The following is a 16,188-nucleotide window of genomic DNA, read 5'->3' on the forward strand; positions in this document are numbered from 1 at the left end:
ACAAGCTCAGCACGAACGGAAGGGAGGGCGGATATGATCCGCCTCGACGGCCACGACCGCATCCCCGAAACCCTGCGCGACGGCGTCATCGCGCTCGGCAATTTCGACGGCTTTCACCTCGGCCATCAGGCGGTCGTCGGGCGCGCCGTCCATCATGCGACCGACGATGCGCGGCCATGCATCGTCGCGACCTTCGACCCGCATCCGGTGCGCTTCTTCAAGCCCGATGTCCCGCCCTTCCGCCTGACGACGCTCGCCCAGCGACAGGAGCTGTTCGCCGCCGCGGGCGCCGACGCGATGCTCGTCCTGCCGTTCGACGCGACGCTCGCCGCGACGACGGCCGAGGATTTCATCACCGAATTACTGCTGGGGCGCTACGGCGCCGCGGGGGTCGTCACCGGCGCCGATTTCGTGTTCGGCAAGGGGCGCGGCGGCAATGTGGTCACCCTCGCCGACCACGCCCGCCGCCTCGGCTTCTTCACCGAAATGGTCGCGCCGGTCGACGACGCCGAAGAAGTGGTCTCGTCGAGCCGCATCCGCGACGCCCTGCGCACCGGCGATTGCGCCACCGCGACGCGCCTCCTCACCCGCCCCTTCACAGTGCGCAATATCGTCCAGCACGGCGACAAGAACGGCCGTCTGCTCGGTTTCCCGACCGCCAACCTCGACATGGGCCATTATCTGCGCCCGCGTTACGGCATCTACGCCGTCACCGGAAAGCTCCCCGACGGCCGCCTATTGAAGGGCGCCGCCAACCTCGGCATCCGCCCGAGCTTCGACCCGCCCAAGGAGTTGCTCGAACCGCATTTCTTCGATTTCGAGGGCGATCTTTACGGGCAGGAAATCGACGTCGCTTTCCACGCCTTCATCCGGCCCGAGGCGAAATTCGACAGCATGGACGCATTGATGGCGCAGATCGCGGCCGATTGCGACGCGGCGAAAACCCTGCTCGCCGAGCTGTAACCATCATCCGGGGGATGGCATGACCGACAACGACGACTGGGCCGCGGCACTCGAAGGCCCGTCCAAAAAGCCGATGAAGCGCGGCACCAAAATCTTCCTTTGGGCCTTCGCCGCGCTCGTCGCCTGGCTCACCCTGTCGAACGCCAGCTGGCTCGCTCCCGATCCGGCCGGCAAGCGCGTCCTCATCGCCCATCGCGGCGTGGCGCAGCTTTTCGATCATAGCGGGATCACCGACGAGACCTGCACCGCGACGCGCATCTTCACGCCCGAACATAATTATATCGAAAACACCCTGCCCTCGATGAAAGCGGCGATCGGTCGCGACGCCGGGATGGTGAAATTCGACGTCGCGGCCACGAAGGACGGGCAGGTCGCGGTCTTCCACGACTGGGCGCTCGATTGCCGCAGCGACGGCAAGGGCCCGATCCGCGACCGCACCATGGCCGAGCTGAAGGCGCTCGATGTCGGCTATGGCTACACCGCCGACGGCGGCAAGACCTTCCCCTTGCGCGGCAAGGGCGTCGGCCTGATGCCCAGCCTCGACGAGGTGCTGCACGACCTCGGCCACGCCTCGCTGCTCGTCAATTTCAAGTCGCGCGATCCCAAGGAGGCCGAGCTCGTCCTCGCCAGCTTCGCGCGCGCCGGTATTGATCCGAACCAGCCGCGTTTCGGCTTTTTCGGCAAGGCGCGGCTGATGCAGGTCATCCGCGCCAGGGCGCCCAAGGCGTGGACGATGGACCCCGAAAGCGCCAAGCGCTGCACGAAGGATTATATCAAGTTCGGCTGGTCGGGCTGGTATCCGCCGAGCTGCATCGGCGGCACGATCATCGTCCCGCTCGACTATCAATGGGCCTATTGGGGCTGGCCCGACCGCCTGCAGGATCGCGCCGCGAAGCACGGCACGCGCGTGCTGTTCGTCGGCCCGCGCGGCAGCGACACGGACGGCATGGGGCTGACCGAGGTCCAGCAGCTCACCCGCATCCCGGCGAGCTTCACCGGCTATGTGTGGATCGACGATATCTACAACCTCGGTCCGGCGCTCCGGCCGCGGCAGAAATAGCGCCAGCCGAAGGTTTGCGCGCACGCGAATCTGCGCTAAGCGCCGCGACCATGAGCGACACTGCATCCAGCCCAGAAGCGCGCGATTATCGCGACACCGTCTTCCTGCCCAAGACCGACTTTCCGATGAAGGCCGGCCTGCCGCAGAAGGAGCCGCTGATTCTCGCCAAATGGCTCGAAGGCGATCTCGAGGGGCAGATTCGCGAAGCCCGCAAGGGCCGCGACCAGTTCATCCTCCACGACGGCCCGCCCTACGCGAATGGCGACATGCACATCGGCCATGCGCTCAACCATATCCTCAAGGACATGGTCGTCCGCACCCAGACGCTGAAGGGCCGCGACGCGCCTTACGTTCCCGGCTGGGACTGCCACGGCCTGCCGATCGAGTGGAAGGTCGAGGAGCAGTATCGCAAGAAGAAGCTCAACAAGGACGAGGTTCCGGTCGAGGAATTCCGCGCCGAATGCCGCGCCTATGCGCAGCATTGGGTCGACACCCAGCGCGAACAGCTCAAGCGCCTCGGCATCGGCGGCGACTGGGATCATCCCTATCTCACGATGGATTATGAGGCCGAGGCCACCATCGTGCGCGAACTGCTCAAATTCGCCGCCAACGACATGCTCTATCGCGGCGCCAAGCCGGTGATGTGGTCGCCGGTCGAAAAGACCGCGCTCGCCGAGGCCGAGGTCGAATATGAGGATATCGTCTCGACCCAGATCGATGTCGCGTTCGAGATCACAGAGGCGCCGAACGCTCCCGAGCTGGTCGGCGCCTATGCGGTGATCTGGACGACGACGCCGTGGACGATCCCGGTCAATCAGGCGATCGCTTATGGTCCCGACATCAAATATATTCTCCATAGCTGCGATGAATGGGATCAAGATGATTGGGGCAACCAGCCTTGGATGACTGGCAAAGCATGGGTGCCTGGACGCAAATATGTTGTCGCAGCTGACCTCGACTACGAGTTTCGCACACGCACCTTCGGTGGGCATGAACGTCGCTGGCATAAGGTAAACGGTGGGCTAGATTTCCCCGGCAAAGCCTTGGCGGGGGCCATCGCCCGCCACCCGATGCATCATCTCGGCGGCTTCTTCGCGCGTCCTCGCCCCTTCCTCGCGGGCGATTTCGTCACCACCGACAGCGGCACCGGCCTCGTCCATATGGCGCCCGACCATGGCGAGGACGATTTCGACCTCTGCAAGGCGAACGGCATCGACCCCGTCTTCGCGGTCGAGGGCGACGGCAAGTATCGCGCCGACTGGGCGTGGCTCGGCGGTCAGGGCAGCGTGATCAACCCCAAGTTCAACGCCCCCGACGGCCCGATCTGCACCGACCTCCGCGACGCCGGCGCACTGCTCGCCGCCAGCGCCGACTACAAGCACAGCTACCCGCATAGCTGGCGCTCGAAAGCCAAGGTCATCTTCCGCTGCACGCCGCAATGGTTCGTGCCGATGGACAAGGTGATGACGCACATCGAGCCCAAGACGCGCGGCGAAAAGCGCTGGGAGAGCGAAGGCGGCGCGATCAACCCCGCCGAGGAGAGCCTTTGCGCCGCCCCGACGCTGCGGCAGGCGGCAATGCAGGCGATCGCCGACACGCGCTTCGTCCCCGCCAAGGGCCGCAACCGCATCGGCAGCATGGTCGAGGGCCGCCCCGACTGGGTGCTCAGCCGCCAGCGCGCGTGGGGCGTGCCGATCACGCTGTTCGTCGATCGCAAGACCGGGCAATACCTCAACGACCCCGTGGTCAACGACCGCATCGTCGCGGCGGTGCGCGAGGGCGGCGTCGATGCATGGTCCGACGCGCGCGCGCAGGACTATCTCGGCGACGCCTACAACGCCGCCGATTACGAACGCATCACCGACATCCTCGACGTCTGGTTCGATTCGGGCTGCACCCACGCCTTCGTGCTCGAAAGCGGCCGCTGGCCCGCGCTCGTCCGCCACGACGGCTCGACCCACAACGCCGACCTCTATCTCGAAGGCAGCGACCAGCATCGCGGCTGGTTCCAGTCGTCGCTGCTGGAAAGCTGCGGCACGCGCGGACAGGCGCCCTACAAGGCGGTGCTGACCCACGGCTTCACGATGGACGCCAAGGGCTTCAAAATGTCGAAGTCGCTCGGCAACACGATCAGCCCGATCGACCTGATGCGTGATTATGGCGCCGACATCCTCCGCCTGTGGGCGCTGAGCGTGGACTTCACCGAGGATCACCGCATCGGCAAGGAAATCCTGACCGGCGTCGCCGACCAGTATCGCAAGCTGCGCAACAGCTTCCGCTACCTGCTCGGCGCCTTGGAGGGCTTCACCGAGGAAGAACGCATCACCGACGTTTCGGCGATGCCCGAGCTCGAACGCTATATGCTGAGCCTGCTCGCCGACCTCGACGCGAAAATGGCGCAGGCGGTCGATGATTTCGATTACAATAGCTACACTCGCCTGCTCGCCGATTTCTGCAACGAGGATCTGTCGGCCTTCTATTTCGACATCCGCAAGGACGTCCTCTACTGCGACCTCGGCCCCGCCGCCCCGCTCGGCACCGACACCCGCCGCGCCTATCGCAGCGTACTCGATGTGTTGTTCCACGCGCTGGTGCGCTACGCCGCGCCGGTGCTGGTGTTCACCAGCGAAGAGGTGTGGGGGACGCGCTACCCCGACGCAGGCAGCGTGCATCTGCTCGAATGGCCCGATTCCGCCGCTCTCCTTCGTCACCCCCGCGAAGGCGGGGGTCCAGCTTCCAGCGACGGCGAAAAGCTGGATTCCCGCCTTCGCGGGAATGACGAGTTGAGGGATAGGTGGGCCCGCATCCGCGAAACCCGTGCGCTCGTCACCGAACGTATCGAGCCGCTGCGCCGCGAAAAGATCATCCGCTCCAGCCTCGAAGCCGAGGTGTGGTTCCCCCACGAAGCGAGCGACGTCGATTATGAGGAAATCTTCATCACCTCGACCGTCCATCAGGGCGACTGGGACGTGAAGCGCACCGAAAACCACAAATGCGGCCGTTGCTGGCGCCACCTCCCCGAGGTCGCCGAGGACGGCACCTTGTGCAATCGCTGCGAGACGGTATTGGGCGAAGGATGAGCCAGCGTTCGCCCCATCTCGGCTTCGGCCTCCTCGTCGCGGCCGTCGCCTTCGTCCTCGATCAGCTCGCGAAGTGGGTCGTCACCGTCCCGCTGTCGCTGGAAACCCAGCCCGGCCGGTCGATCGAGTTCACTTCCTTCTTCAACCTCACCTGGGCGCAGAATTACGGCATTTCGCTGTCGATGTTCTCCGACCAGTCGCCGACGACGCGCTGGATTCTCGTCGCGGTGACCGCCGCGGTCGCGCTCGGCGTCGCTTTCTGGATGACGCGCGAGAAGGCGAAGGGCGACGTGATCGCGCTCGCGCTGATCCTCGGCGGCGCGCTCGGCAACATCGTCGACCGCGTGCGGCTCGGCTATGTCGTCGATTATGCCGACCTGCATTTCGGGTCGTTCCGCCCCTTCATGATCTTCAACGTCGCCGATGCGTGCATCACGATCGGCGTCGTTTTGCTGGTTGCGCGCGCGCTGCTCTTGGGCGAAAAGGCCCCAGCCGCGGGCGCCACGTCCGCCGAGTAAACGGGGCGAATTGGGAGTATTTAGTCAAGTGAACCGGACCACCGCCATTCTCGCCGCCTCGATTCTCGCGACGACCTTGTCGGCCTGCGGGTCGAACAGCCTGTTCAGCCGCGACCGCCCCGACGAAATGGCGGTATCGCGCCAGGCGCCGCTCGTCGTGCCGCCCGATTTCGCGCTGACCCCGCCCGCCCCCGGCGCCGCGCGCCCGGGCAACGAGACCACCGCCGAACAGACGCTGAAGGCGCTCTTCGGCGGCGACGCCCCGCGCAGCGCGGCCGAAACGCAGGTCATCGGCAAGGCCGACGGCGATCGCGCCGACCCCGGCATCCGCAGCAGCGTCGGCAGCCCCGACACCCAGGTCGTCGACAAGGGCCTCGTCACCCGCGACATCGTCTTCGCCCCCGAAGGCGACGGCCGCGACGCCAGCGCCTCGATCCCCGGCGCCTGACCGCCGGGCCGGAGCGGTTTCCGGACCGTTAAAGGAACCACCCCTCCCCTGAAGAGGGGCTCATTGGGCGCGACCCTATCCCGCGATCCGCACCGGCATATGCGTAAAGCCGTGCAGGAACGGGCTCGGCAATCGCTCGGCCGGCCCCTGCGGCGCGATGCGGATGCCGCGTGCGACAATCTCCTCGATCAGCGTGCAAAGCTGAATCTCGGCCAGCCGCGCGCCGACGCAGCGGTGGATGCCGTGCCCGAAGGCGACGTGCCGCCGCGCATTCTCGCGCCCGACATCGAAGGCATCGGCGTCGGCGAACACGCTCTCGTCGCGGTTCGCCGAAATATACCAGAGGATCACCTTCTCGCCCTTGCGGAGCTGCTGCCCGCCCAGCTCGACATCGCGCGTGCAGGTGCGCCGCATATGGGTGACCGGCGACTGCCAGCGGATGATCTCCTGCGCCGCGTTGGGGATCAGCGACGCATCGGCGCGCAATCGGTCGAGTTCGCCCGGAAATCGGTGCAGCGCCTCGACCAGCCCGCTCATCGAATTGCGCGTCGTGTCGTTGCCGCCGACGATCAGCAGCGCGATGTTCGCGAGCCGCTCCATCGGGTTCAGATTCCCCATCGCCTCGCTATGCACCATACGCGACAGCAGGTCGTCGCTCGGCGGCAGCGCCTTGCGCGCGGCGAATTCGGCGTCGAAGCGCGCGAGCATCGCCTGCATCTGCGCCATCCATTCGGCGCGATATTCCTCGGTCGCGGTTTCGGGCGAGACATTGCCGCCATAGTCCGACCAGCGCTTGAGGTCGTGGCGCTCCTCCCACGGAAAATCGAACAGGATGCACAGCATCCCGATCGTCAGCGGCACCGATACCCGCTCGACCCAGTCGAACGTCTCGCCGACCGGCAGCGCGTCGAACAGTTCGCGCGTCCGCTGCTTCACCGTCTTTTCGCGCTCGCTCATCTGGCTCGGGCTGAAGGCGGGGGAGATCACGCGGCGCTGCGCGGTGTGGACCGGCGGGTCGGCGGCGATGAAATTGGGCAGGTTCGATTGCGGCGGCGGATCGGCGATGACGATATTGCCATTCTCCCACGACGAGGAGAAGGTCGCGGGATCGAGCTCGACTGCCTGCACCAGCGCGTGCGTCGCCACCGACCAATAGCCGCCATAGGGGCTGTCTGCGCACCAGCTCACCGGCATCTCGGCGCGCAGCCGTGCGAACGGCGCGCGCCATCTGTCCTCGACGTAAAGCGCGATGTCGCTGACATCGACCGGACTCACCGCCCGCGCTTCGTCCACCACCGAAGCCATATCGCTCTCCCGCAATCGCTTATTTCTTCGACATTTGCCGCACCGGTTCAAGCCGCAAATCGGCGCACCCGCCCGGGCGCAGGGTAAAGCCGTCGGCGCGATCATAGGTGTAGAGGCTGAACCGGCTCGTCCATCCCGGCTCAACGAGCAGCGCGGTCCATCGGCCCGGCGCCGCGTTCAGCGATGCAAATCCCTGCTTGTCGGTCCGCACGATCAGGTCGCGGGGCGCCCCAGACCGATGGAGCCGCACGCGGGCACCGCCAAGCGGAACGCCTTGCTCGCTCGCCACCAGAAGGCGGATGGACCCCGCACCCGTTCGCGGACGCGCCGCGAGCGCCGCCACCTCGGTCTCGATTCTCCGGGCCGCCGCATCGCTACCGTTGGGATCGGAACCCCCAATCTCAAGCCGGCCATTGCGTCGGGTGATGAAAAGCAGATTGCGCTTGCCGTCGTCAGGCGTCGCCCGCGAACTATCGTTCGGCGTGTAGAGCTGGAACCGCTTCGGCACCGTCCCCTTGTAAAGGCGATCGACGGTCACATCCCATCGGACCCATTCCCAATTCAGCCGCGCCGCGCCGATATGACCGGCGACTACCACATCAGCCGAAGAGAAGGCCGCGCAAGTGCGCGGTCGCGGGTCTGCGATGATCGCCGAAGACGGAGTTGCCAGAAGCAAGAGCGGCAGGACCGATGAGGCTCCTGCCCATCGAATCCGTCCTTCCGGCCATCGCATGGCGCCCTCCCGCATCATCCGTCGACTATGCCACGGACGATGCGGGAGTCCAGCACACCGGCATTTCGCGCGAGCGCAGGTTCGCGCCGGCGATCCTCATGGAAAGCGAATTGTGCGCCGTTATGTCAGCTCCGACGCATAAACCGTCTTCACATCTTGCGCGCGGGCGCCGGCGCGGCCTTCGCCGCCATCTTGTGATGCGGCGCCCGGTGATGCTTCACGGCAACGTGATGCTTCGCGGCAACGCGGTGCTTCGCCGGCGCACGATGATGTTTCGCCGCGGCATGATGCTTCGGCACCGCGTGATGCTTCGGCGCGGCGGCATGGCCTTCGCGCTGCATGCAATTGTCGGTGACCGTCTTCGAGCAATAGGGCGTCGCGCTCTGGGCGGTCGCGGCCGTCCCCGACAGTGCGAACAGCGCGGCGGCGCCGATCGCGGCAAGGGTGAACTTCGGCATGACGGATTTCCTTTCATCCCATGGAGAGGATGGGGAAGATCGCACGCCCCGCATGGCGGCAGCGCGTCCGCCACATTACAATCCTGCAATGCGGGCCTGCGATGCGGGCGAGGTCAGCCCCCGCCGGCGGCATTGAAATCATGCACGAACAGCCCCGGCGTGCGGCTGTCGAACAGCGCCTGCAATTCGCAACCCTTGCTCTTCTGCTTCTTGCAGTTCGCCTCTGCCGCCGCCTTCGCCCGCTTGGCCGAGGTTTCGACCGTCGCGCTGTCGTCGCCGCCGTTCATGCGATAGGCCTGGATGAAGCCGTTGCCGGTCAGCGCGTTCGAATCGCACTTGTGCTTCGTCGCGTCGGCGCACGCCTTGATCGCCGCCGCGATCGCCTCGTCGGCATTGCGATAGCCGCTCGCGACATAGAGCTTGCCGTCATAGCCGCCGGCCGCGTTGCCGACGACCCACGCCGACGCCGCGAAAAATTTGCGGACCCCGGCGCCGGGGAAGCGGTGGTTGGTGCTCGACCGGATCGTCGCGAAAACCTCGCACGGCAGCAATTGCTTGGCCGAACATTCGGCCAGCACCTGCTTGCGCTCGGCCCCGCCCTCGCCGGCCCAGCCCTTGTAGAAATAGCCCTGCCGGTCGCGGATGACCGTCATCGACGAATTCCACCACGTCCCCGCCGCGGTGCAGCCGCCGCCCATCACGGCGTTGCACGCTGCCAGCACCGCGCTCTCACCGACATTGTTCGATCCGACGTAATTACCGTCGACCCACACGTCGGCGGCGTCGGGATGCCAGGCCATCGCGGCATAGCTGTTGTTCGGCGCCGGCGCGGGGGCGGGCGCCGCGGCCGAATCGTCACGCACGCACAGCGGGATCGACGCGACGCCGTTGCCGCCTTGCGTCATCCCGACCATCCGCTCGCCGGGGCCGGGGCCGTTGCACGGATATTGCGCGTGCGCCGCGGCCGGCCACAAGGTCCACGCCAGCAGCACCGCCAGCATCTGCATCACACGCCGCATATCGAATCCCGTCATATCCCGACCCTTCTATCCAGTTGATAAGACGGTCCTAATCGCATTCTCCCTTAGCGAAAGTGTTCGCGGTCACAAGCGGCGCATGGACAGCGTGCGCGCCGCCGCCTATAACCCGCCCATCCCCGGGGAGCCTGTGTGCAGAAACAGGTTGAGAGCGGAACAGCCCGCGACCCGTTGAACCTGATCCGGGTAATACCGGCGGAGGGAGGGTCGGTGTTCCACGCCACGTTTCAAAGGGCCGGAATCCCCATCTTCGCTCCGATAACTGGAGCGACTGCACATGGCCGACATCGATTCCCGCATTGAAGCGAAACTCGGCGCGATCGGCGTCACCACCGGGCCGATTCGCGGCAGCCGCAAGGTCCATGTCGCGAGCCCCACCGGCAGTGGCATTCGCGTCGCGATGCGCGAGATCGACCTCGACCCGCACTCGGGCGAGCCCAGCGTCCGCGTCTACGACACCAGCGGCCCCTACACCGACCCCAATGCCAGCATCGACATCGCAGAGGGCCTCCCCGAACTCCGCGCCGCATGGATCCGCGCCCGCGGCGACGTCGAGGAGGTCACCCAGCGCGAGGTCCGGCCCGAGGATAACGGCCAGCTCGGCCCCGACCGCTCGGGCGGCGTCCCCGCCTTCCCCAACGTCCGCAAGACGGTGCTGCGCGCCAAACCGGGCGCCAACGTCAGCCAGATGCACTACGCCCGCCGCGGCATCATCACGCCCGAGATGGAATATGTCGCGACTCGCGAAAATCTCGGCCGCGAACGCCTCGCCGAGTACACCCGCGACGGGCAGGACTGGGGCGCCAGCATCCCCGATTACGTCACCCCCGAATTCGTCCGCGAGGAAGTCGCGCGCGGCCGCGCGATCATCCCGAACAACATCAACCACCCCGAAAGCGAGCCGATGGCGATCGGCCGCAACTTCCTCGTCAAGATCAACGCCAATATCGGCAACAGCGCGGTCGCGTCGGACGTCGCGAGCGAGGTCGACAAGATGGTCTGGTCGATCCGCTGGGGCGCCGACACCGTCATGGACCTGTCGACCGGCCGCAACATCCACGACACGCGCGAATGGATCATCCGCAACAGCCCCGTTCCGATCGGCACCGTCCCCATCTATCAGGCGCTCGAGAAAGTCGGCGGCATCGCCGAGGAACTGACGTGGGAAATCTTCCGCGACACGCTGATCGAGCAGGCTGAGCAGGGCGTCGACTATTTCACCATCCACGCGGGCGTCCGCCTGCCCTACGTCCCCCTCGCCGCCAAGCGCGTCACCGGCATCGTCAGCCGCGGCGGCAGCATCATGGCGAAATGGTGCCTCGCGCATCACAAGGAAAGCTTCCTCTACGAGCGCTTCGACGAGATCACCGAGATCATGAAGGCCTATGACATCGCCTACAGCCTCGGCGACGGCCTCCGCCCCGGCAGCATCGCCGACGCGAACGACGAGGCCCAGTTCGCCGAGCTCTACACGCTCGGCGAACTCACCAAGCGCGCGTGGGAGCATGATGTGCAGGTGATGATCGAGGGCCCGGGCCACGTCCCGATGCACAAGATCAAGGAGAATATGGACAAGCAGCTCGAGGCGTGCGGCGAGGCGCCCTTCTACACCTTGGGGCCGCTCACGACCGACATCGCGCCGGGATACGACCATATCACCAGCGGCATCGGCGCCGCGATGATCGGCTGGTACGGCACCGCGATGCTCTGCTACGTCACGCCCAAGGAGCATCTCGGCCTCCCCGACCGCGACGATGTGAAGGTCGGCGTCGTCACCTACAAGCTCGCCGCCCACGCCGCCGACCTCGCCAAAGGCCACCCCGCGGCGAAAGTCCGCGACGACGCGCTATCGAAAGCGCGCTTCGAATTCCGCTGGCGCGACCAGTTCAACCTGTCGCTCGACCCCGACACCGCCGAGCAATATCACGACCAGACCCTCCCCGCCGAGGGCGCCAAGTCGGCGCATTTCTGCAGCATGTGCGGCCCCAAATTCTGCTCGATGAAGATCAGCCAGGAAGTCCGCGAATTTGCGAAACTGCAAAACCAGGACAGCGCGGACTTCATCGCCGCCGAAGAGGCCGAAAAGGGCATGGCGGAAATGAGCCAGGTCTATGAGGACACCGGGCGCGAGCTGTATATGGGGGCCGGCGGCCGAGAGCATGATTAAGGGCGAGAACAAAACCTGATAAAACAAGGACATGGTTAATTTTCAACTCGGGTGATTCCCCGAGTTGAAAAAATCCTCACCCGAGAATGTTGCAAACGCTTCCCGAGATGCTATGGCAGCATCTAGAGGGCCTCGAATCGATCTCGAGGCCGAGAAATAGGGGCCGCTGCAATGCAGATTAACCTTCCCGACCCTCCACTTGGTACCGGAGTCCCAGTTTTTGGGAATGTGGTTTCGGAAAATGAATTTCAGGGGGTCCTCCCGCATGGGCTGTTCAAAATGCTTGTGCCGGACCCCCGGAAGCTCGAAGGAAATCTCGTAAAATATAACGCCGATCTGTCGGCGGTAGCGACCCTGCGATCAAGGGTTCAGCGCTTGGTGAACGGCGCGAAGCGGCGGAATGTTGAACCGTACGCCAAGTACATCATCAATTCTGTGAAAACCGGCGAAGGGTTCACGCCGCAAATCGTTCTATGGTCAGAAAAACCTATTCAGGTGGCCAGTGACGACGGGAGCGGTGTAGCTTGGGCACTGGTTCCGCATGAAATGCGCTTCGTCGCTCTCGATGGCGACACGCAAACCACCGCGAGAAACCTTGCAGATGGAATGGTTCCGACGCTCTTCGACAGGCAAAAGATCAAAATCGTCATCGTCCATGGAATTCCTGAAGATCAGGCCCAACAAATATTTGCGGATTGCAACTCGCAAGGCGTCAAGGTTTCCACCAGCATGGCGATTGGTTTGGACAATCGCGACGATGCAACACAGTTGGCCAAACAGATAGAAAAGCTGGTTCCGCCACTTAGCGGCCGCGTGAATCGGCAAAAGCGCCAGCTTGGAAGCAAGGACGAAGACCTAATCACAATTTCTGCGCTGCGGGCAGCCGTAGTGTGCTTTGTCGAGGGCATTGGGGGTGTTCAGTACCAGACAAAGAATGTTGAAATTCCCATTGAGGATCAAGACCGGTACCGGGACGCTGCTAGCATGTGGTTTAGTGCGGCGGTCAATGCATGGGGCGAAGCGCTATCTCCTGAACACCGCGCGTCGACGTTCGCGGCAGCTCCTGCCGTTTGGTGCGCGGTAGGTGCGCTTGGCCACGATGCTTATCAAGATGCGCTCGACCGGATGGGCGATTCTCCTCTGCAGGGGCCCGAGCTAAACGCCACCCTTGCATCTGCGGCACAACAGAAAATTGGTTCGATGGATTGGCAGCGAAATGAAAGCTGGCTGGCTTTGGGCGCAAAGCAAAGCTCGTCCGGCGCCATCACGCTGGGGGGCCCTAAGGAAACTGCCTCTCTGATCTACAAGGCACTGCGAGGAGATTCGGAAGCTCCACCAGAGGAAACTCAAGACGAGGATTTGATCAATGGGCTCTGAATAAGAACGGCGATTGAAGAACCCTTCAATCGCCGCCCTAACACCTTGGCCTTGCACCTAAATTCCTTGGCCGGACCGGTGCAAAGCCCTCCCCAAAAAAGGAAGGAGGTGAGCCATGTGGTACATGGCCCGGACCTTAGCGGATGACTAAGGCCCCGCGAAAAACGTCAGTTTTCCGCGCGGCCCAGATTATCGGAACACTCCTGATATAGAAAGGGCCAAAATCATGGCCAAAGTTTCTGCGTATCATTCTGCCAAGCCCGGCACGCGTGTCCATCACAACGACAACAAGTGCACCGAGGGCAACAATATCGAAAGCTACAACCGCCGCAGCGGCACTGGCGGCCATCCGCTCTGTGACCACTGCAAGCGGCTGTAAATAACGGGGGTGCGGCGCCGATGGCGTCGCACCAACACCATGAATTACGAATTACGGTGACAGGTGCAACAACCCGCTAATTGCCTGGAGCCCTCTCCGGAACACCCCCGCAAATCCTATTTCGCACACCCCACCCCAAAAACCCCTTTCCTAAAAAACTCCCGTCTGGTTCATCCTTCCAGATGAAACACGACAAGATCACCCCAGACCTCGCTGCCCTTCGCGCCCGCGCGCAAAAGGCGAACAAGACGCGCAGCCCCGTTCGCATCACCAAGGCGCGCCGGGCGCCGCCCGACGACACCCGCACGCTGGCCTCCGCGCATGAATTCGTCCCCGCGTCCCCGCGCGAACGCCGCGATGGCTGGACGCCCGAAAAGCAGGTCGAATTCATCGAGGCGCTCGGCGAATGCGGCTGCGTGACCGAGGCGTGCGAGCGCGTCGGCCTGTCGCCGTCGACCGCCTATCGCCTGCGCCGCCGCGTCGACGCCTACAGCTTTCGCGCCGCGTGGGATGCCGCGCTCGACTATGCGATCCGCCGCCTGTCCGACGCCGCTTTCTCGCGCGCGCTGCACGGCGTCACGCGCCCGGTGTGGTTCCAGGGCGAGCAGGTCGGCGAGCGGCGCTATTATGACGAGCGGCTGACGATGTTCCTGCTGCGCTATCGCGACCCCGACACCTATGGCGCGTGGCGCGATCGCCGCGAACCGCGCCGCCGCCCCGATGCCCGCGCGATCGCGCTCGGCCGCTGGACCGACCATGTCGCCGAGGATGCGTGCGATCGCGATAGCGGCGTCACCGTCGATCGCGAGCGCGAGGATGACGGCACCCTATGGCTGACCGACGAAGAGGCGGCGCTGGCCGACGCCGCGGCGTCCGCGCCCCACTATGCGACGCAGGAGGAAACCGACGCGCGGCTGATCGCCGCCATCGCGGTGATGCGGCGGCTCAAGACACTCGGCATCGCGACCGATGGGCTGACCGACGCCGAATTCCATCGCCAGATCGGCCTGGAAGAAGCCCGCCGCACCGCCGCCGGCACCGCGCCGGACGCCGGCGTCGATGATGACGCGAAGGGGGATGACGGGGCCGGGCCGCGGGAGGCCCCCGAAGGCGGGACACAGGAGGGGGATGTGGCGTGACCTTTGTGACCTTCCGGCGGCCGGGCGCCGCGTGCAGCAGCCGTCTCCACCCCGACACCATGCGACACTCCCGCCGAGGCACGCCTGACACCCCCTCAACGGAACTCGGCCCGCTCTCGCGGGTCTATCCTTCATGGAGGGGCCAAGGGACGCCACGCCGCTCCGGTCCGGCATCCCCAACGGAGTGATGCCGATGAACAGATGGATGATCCTGCCCCTCGCCGCCGCGACCGCCCTGACCGGCGCGTGCGCGACCACCGGCGGCTATGGCTATGACGACGGCGGCTACGGCTATTATGATCGTGGCTATCACGACCGCTATGGCAATTATGACTATAACCGCCCCGACCCGCGCTACGGCGGCTATTATGCCGAGAATTATTACCGCAGCGACCGCCGCTACAAGGAACGCCGCCTGTCGAACAGCGACCGCGTCTATCGCGGCCGCAACGGCCAATATTACTGCCGCCGCAGCGACGGGACGACCGGGCTGATCGTCGGCGGCATCGCCGGCGGCGTGATCGGCAACGTCATCGCGCCGGGCGACAGCGAGACGCTGGGTACCGTGCTCGGTGCGATCGGCGGCGCGGTCGCCGGCCGCGCGATCGACCGCAGCGGTAACAAGGACGTGCGCTGTCGTTAAGCCTGGACCTCGGCGGTCGCCGCGCGCTCGATCGCGCGGCGCCAGCCGGGTTCGGGGGTCAACAGGAAGATCTCGGCGAGCGCAGCCTCGATCTCGTCGGCGGACAGATAACGCTGCTCGATGACGCCGCCCGTGCGGCGGATCGTCAGCCGGTTGTCGCGCAGGCCATGCCGCGCCTCGGCGGTCGTCCGCGCGGCGACGAGCTGGTGCCGGAAATGCGAGGACGGATGCTGCGACGTATACCAGTTGCCGATCTCATAATCGATCGCGGGGGCCGGCGCGGACTCGATATCATAGAGCGTCTTCCACGCCCCCGCGATTTCGGCCTCGACCCGGTATCCGGTATCGATCGGTCGGACGCGATAGCTTTCGTGCCGCGTCGGCTGCGGCATCACCTCATCCAGCGCCAGCGGCTGCGGCGGCACCGTCGCGCCGAAACCGACATCGACCAGCCACGCCCGGCCGCCCACCGTCACGCGCACCACCATATGCGTGCGCCCCGTCGGCGGCGCATCTTCGGGCAGCATCCAGCGCACCCGGCCGAGCAGCCCCTCGGCCGCAAAGCCGATCGTCTGCAGCACGCGCAGGAACAGGCCGTTCTGCTCGAAGCAATAGCCGCCGCGGCGCCGATCGATCAGCTTCGCCTCGATCGCCCGTGGGTCGATGTCGACGCCCTCGCCGGTCAGCGCATCCATCGCCTCGAACGGGATCGCCGCCTGATGCGCCGCCTGCAATGCGGCGAGCGTGTCGAGCGTCGGGGCAACCGGGCCGGCATATCCGATCCGCGCCAGATAGCGGGCGAGGACGTCATCGCCGGCCGGTGCCCGGTCGGGGAAATCACCATCCGAAGCGGAGGCGTCGAAGCGGTGCAGCATGGGCCG

General features: G+C 65.3%; 15 protein-coding genes and 1 riboswitch. Of the genes, 10 read left to right on the forward strand and 5 right to left on the reverse strand.

The genetic code is table 11. The features are described 5' to 3' along the window. The first annotated feature begins 33 nt into the window (after positions 1-33). Genes ACVENA_RS17590 through ACVENA_RS17610 form a run of 5 tightly spaced genes read left to right on the forward strand, consistent with a single transcriptional unit; the run spans position 34 to position 6,069 of the window. Positions 34-963 (forward strand): bifunctional riboflavin kinase/FAD synthetase, encoded by a 930-nt coding sequence (locus ACVENA_RS17590; RefSeq protein WP_449326432.1) that lies wholly within the window; start codon positions 34-36, stop codon positions 961-963. A 19-nt stretch (positions 964-982) separates the two neighbouring features. Continuing rightward, positions 983-2,023: a glycerophosphodiester phosphodiesterase family protein gene (locus ACVENA_RS17595; RefSeq protein WP_449326433.1), complete on the forward strand. Its 1,041-nt coding sequence runs from the start codon at positions 983-985 to the stop codon at positions 2,021-2,023. Positions 2,024-2,073: 50 nt separating this feature from the next. After that, positions 2,074-5,103: an isoleucine--tRNA ligase gene (gene ileS, locus ACVENA_RS17600; RefSeq protein ID WP_449326434.1), complete on the forward strand. Its 3,030-nt coding sequence runs from the start codon at positions 2,074-2,076 to the stop codon at positions 5,101-5,103. After that, positions 5,100-5,621, forward strand: coding sequence for a signal peptidase II (lspA, locus tag ACVENA_RS17605; RefSeq protein WP_449326435.1), 522 nt, complete (start codon positions 5,100-5,102; stop codon positions 5,619-5,621). Before ileS ends, lspA begins: the two co-directional genes overlap by 4 nt. Positions 5,622-5,649: 28 nt before the next feature. Then, the gene (locus ACVENA_RS17610; RefSeq protein WP_257545546.1) at positions 5,650-6,069 is read left to right on the forward strand and encodes a DUF3035 domain-containing protein; all 420 of its coding nucleotides are present in this window, start codon (positions 5,650-5,652) and stop codon (positions 6,067-6,069) included. A gap of 75 nt (positions 6,070-6,144) precedes the next feature. Here ACVENA_RS17610 and ACVENA_RS17615 read toward each other — a convergent pair whose 3' ends face one another. From ACVENA_RS17615 to ACVENA_RS17630, 4 genes are all read right to left on the reverse strand, one after another. Beyond that, on the reverse strand, positions 6,145-7,374 hold the full coding sequence (locus ACVENA_RS17615; protein ID WP_449326436.1) for a cytochrome P450: 1,230 nt from the start codon (positions 7,372-7,374) through the stop codon (positions 6,145-6,147). Positions 7,375-7,393: 19 nt separating this feature from the next. Then, entirely contained in the window at positions 7,394-7,972 is a 579-nt protein-coding gene (locus ACVENA_RS17620) for a hypothetical protein (RefSeq protein WP_449326437.1), read from the reverse strand. A gap of 284 nt (positions 7,973-8,256) precedes the next feature. Continuing rightward, positions 8,257-8,565 (reverse strand): hypothetical protein, encoded by a 309-nt coding sequence (locus tag ACVENA_RS17625; protein ID WP_449326438.1) that lies wholly within the window; start codon positions 8,563-8,565, stop codon positions 8,257-8,259. Positions 8,566-8,678: 113 nt separating this feature from the next. Then, a complete protein-coding gene (locus tag ACVENA_RS17630; protein ID WP_449326439.1) occupies positions 8,679-9,599 on the reverse strand; it encodes a DUF4189 domain-containing protein in 921 nt (306 codons plus the stop codon). Between the two features lie 113 nt (positions 9,600-9,712). Further along, positions 9,713-9,823, forward strand: a riboswitch (TPP riboswitch). A gap of 56 nt (positions 9,824-9,879) precedes the next feature. Here ACVENA_RS17630 and thiC point away from each other — a divergent pair. From thiC to ACVENA_RS17655, 5 genes are all read left to right on the forward strand, one after another. After that, complete coding sequence (gene thiC / locus ACVENA_RS17635; protein WP_449326440.1) at positions 9,880-11,769, forward strand: phosphomethylpyrimidine synthase ThiC; 1,890 nt, start codon at positions 9,880-9,882, stop codon at positions 11,767-11,769. A gap of 171 nt (positions 11,770-11,940) precedes the next feature. Further along, complete coding sequence (locus ACVENA_RS17640; RefSeq protein ID WP_449326441.1) at positions 11,941-13,146, forward strand: DNA sulfur modification protein DndB; 1,206 nt, start codon at positions 11,941-11,943, stop codon at positions 13,144-13,146. Positions 13,147-13,372: 226 nt separating this feature from the next. Further along, entirely contained in the window at positions 13,373-13,525 is a 153-nt protein-coding gene (locus ACVENA_RS17645) for a hypothetical protein (RefSeq protein ID WP_449326442.1), read from the forward strand. A gap of 182 nt (positions 13,526-13,707) precedes the next feature. Further along, positions 13,708-14,664 (forward strand): hypothetical protein, encoded by a 957-nt coding sequence (locus tag ACVENA_RS17650; protein ID WP_449326443.1) that lies wholly within the window; start codon positions 13,708-13,710, stop codon positions 14,662-14,664. A 193-nt stretch (positions 14,665-14,857) separates the two neighbouring features. Continuing rightward, the gene (locus tag ACVENA_RS17655) at positions 14,858-15,307 is read left to right on the forward strand and encodes a glycine zipper 2TM domain-containing protein (protein ID WP_449326444.1); all 450 of its coding nucleotides are present in this window, start codon (positions 14,858-14,860) and stop codon (positions 15,305-15,307) included. Here ACVENA_RS17655 and ACVENA_RS17660 read toward each other — a convergent pair. Continuing rightward, positions 15,304-16,182 (reverse strand): arylamine N-acetyltransferase family protein, encoded by an 879-nt coding sequence (locus ACVENA_RS17660; protein ID WP_449326445.1) that lies wholly within the window; start codon positions 16,180-16,182, stop codon positions 15,304-15,306. The two genes, ACVENA_RS17655 and ACVENA_RS17660, sit on opposite strands and share 4 nt — an antisense overlap. Positions 16,183-16,188: the final 6 nt, after the last annotated feature.

It is taken from the genome of Sphingopyxis sp. 550A (assembly GCF_053569535.1).

Coding starts and splice junctions, on each gene's coding strand:
- ACVENA_RS17590 (WP_449326432.1), top strand. CDS start 34: ATGATCCGCCTCGACGGCCACGACCGCATCCCCGAAACCCTGCGCGAC.
- ACVENA_RS17595 (WP_449326433.1), top strand. CDS start 983: ATGACCGACAACGACGACTGGGCCGCGGCACTCGAAGGCCCGTCCAAA.
- ileS (WP_449326434.1), top strand. CDS start 2,074: ATGAGCGACACTGCATCCAGCCCAGAAGCGCGCGATTATCGCGACACC.
- lspA (WP_449326435.1), top strand. CDS start 5,100: ATGAGCCAGCGTTCGCCCCATCTCGGCTTCGGCCTCCTCGTCGCGGCC.
- ACVENA_RS17615 (WP_449326436.1), bottom strand. CDS start 7,374: ATGGCTTCGGTGGTGGACGAAGCGCGGGCGGTGAGTCCGGTCGATGTC.
- ACVENA_RS17625 (WP_449326438.1), bottom strand. CDS start 8,565: ATGCCGAAGTTCACCCTTGCCGCGATCGGCGCCGCCGCGCTGTTCGCA.
- ACVENA_RS17630 (WP_449326439.1), bottom strand. CDS start 9,599: ATGACGGGATTCGATATGCGGCGTGTGATGCAGATGCTGGCGGTGCTG.
- thiC (WP_449326440.1), top strand. CDS start 9,880: ATGGCCGACATCGATTCCCGCATTGAAGCGAAACTCGGCGCGATCGGC.
- ACVENA_RS17640 (WP_449326441.1), top strand. CDS start 11,941: ATGCAGATTAACCTTCCCGACCCTCCACTTGGTACCGGAGTCCCAGTT.
- ACVENA_RS17645 (WP_449326442.1), top strand. CDS start 13,373: ATGGCCAAAGTTTCTGCGTATCATTCTGCCAAGCCCGGCACGCGTGTC.
- ACVENA_RS17650 (WP_449326443.1), top strand. CDS start 13,708: ATGAAACACGACAAGATCACCCCAGACCTCGCTGCCCTTCGCGCCCGC.
- ACVENA_RS17655 (WP_449326444.1), top strand. CDS start 14,858: ATGAACAGATGGATGATCCTGCCCCTCGCCGCCGCGACCGCCCTGACC.
- ACVENA_RS17660 (WP_449326445.1), bottom strand. CDS start 16,182: ATGCTGCACCGCTTCGACGCCTCCGCTTCGGATGGTGATTTCCCCGAC.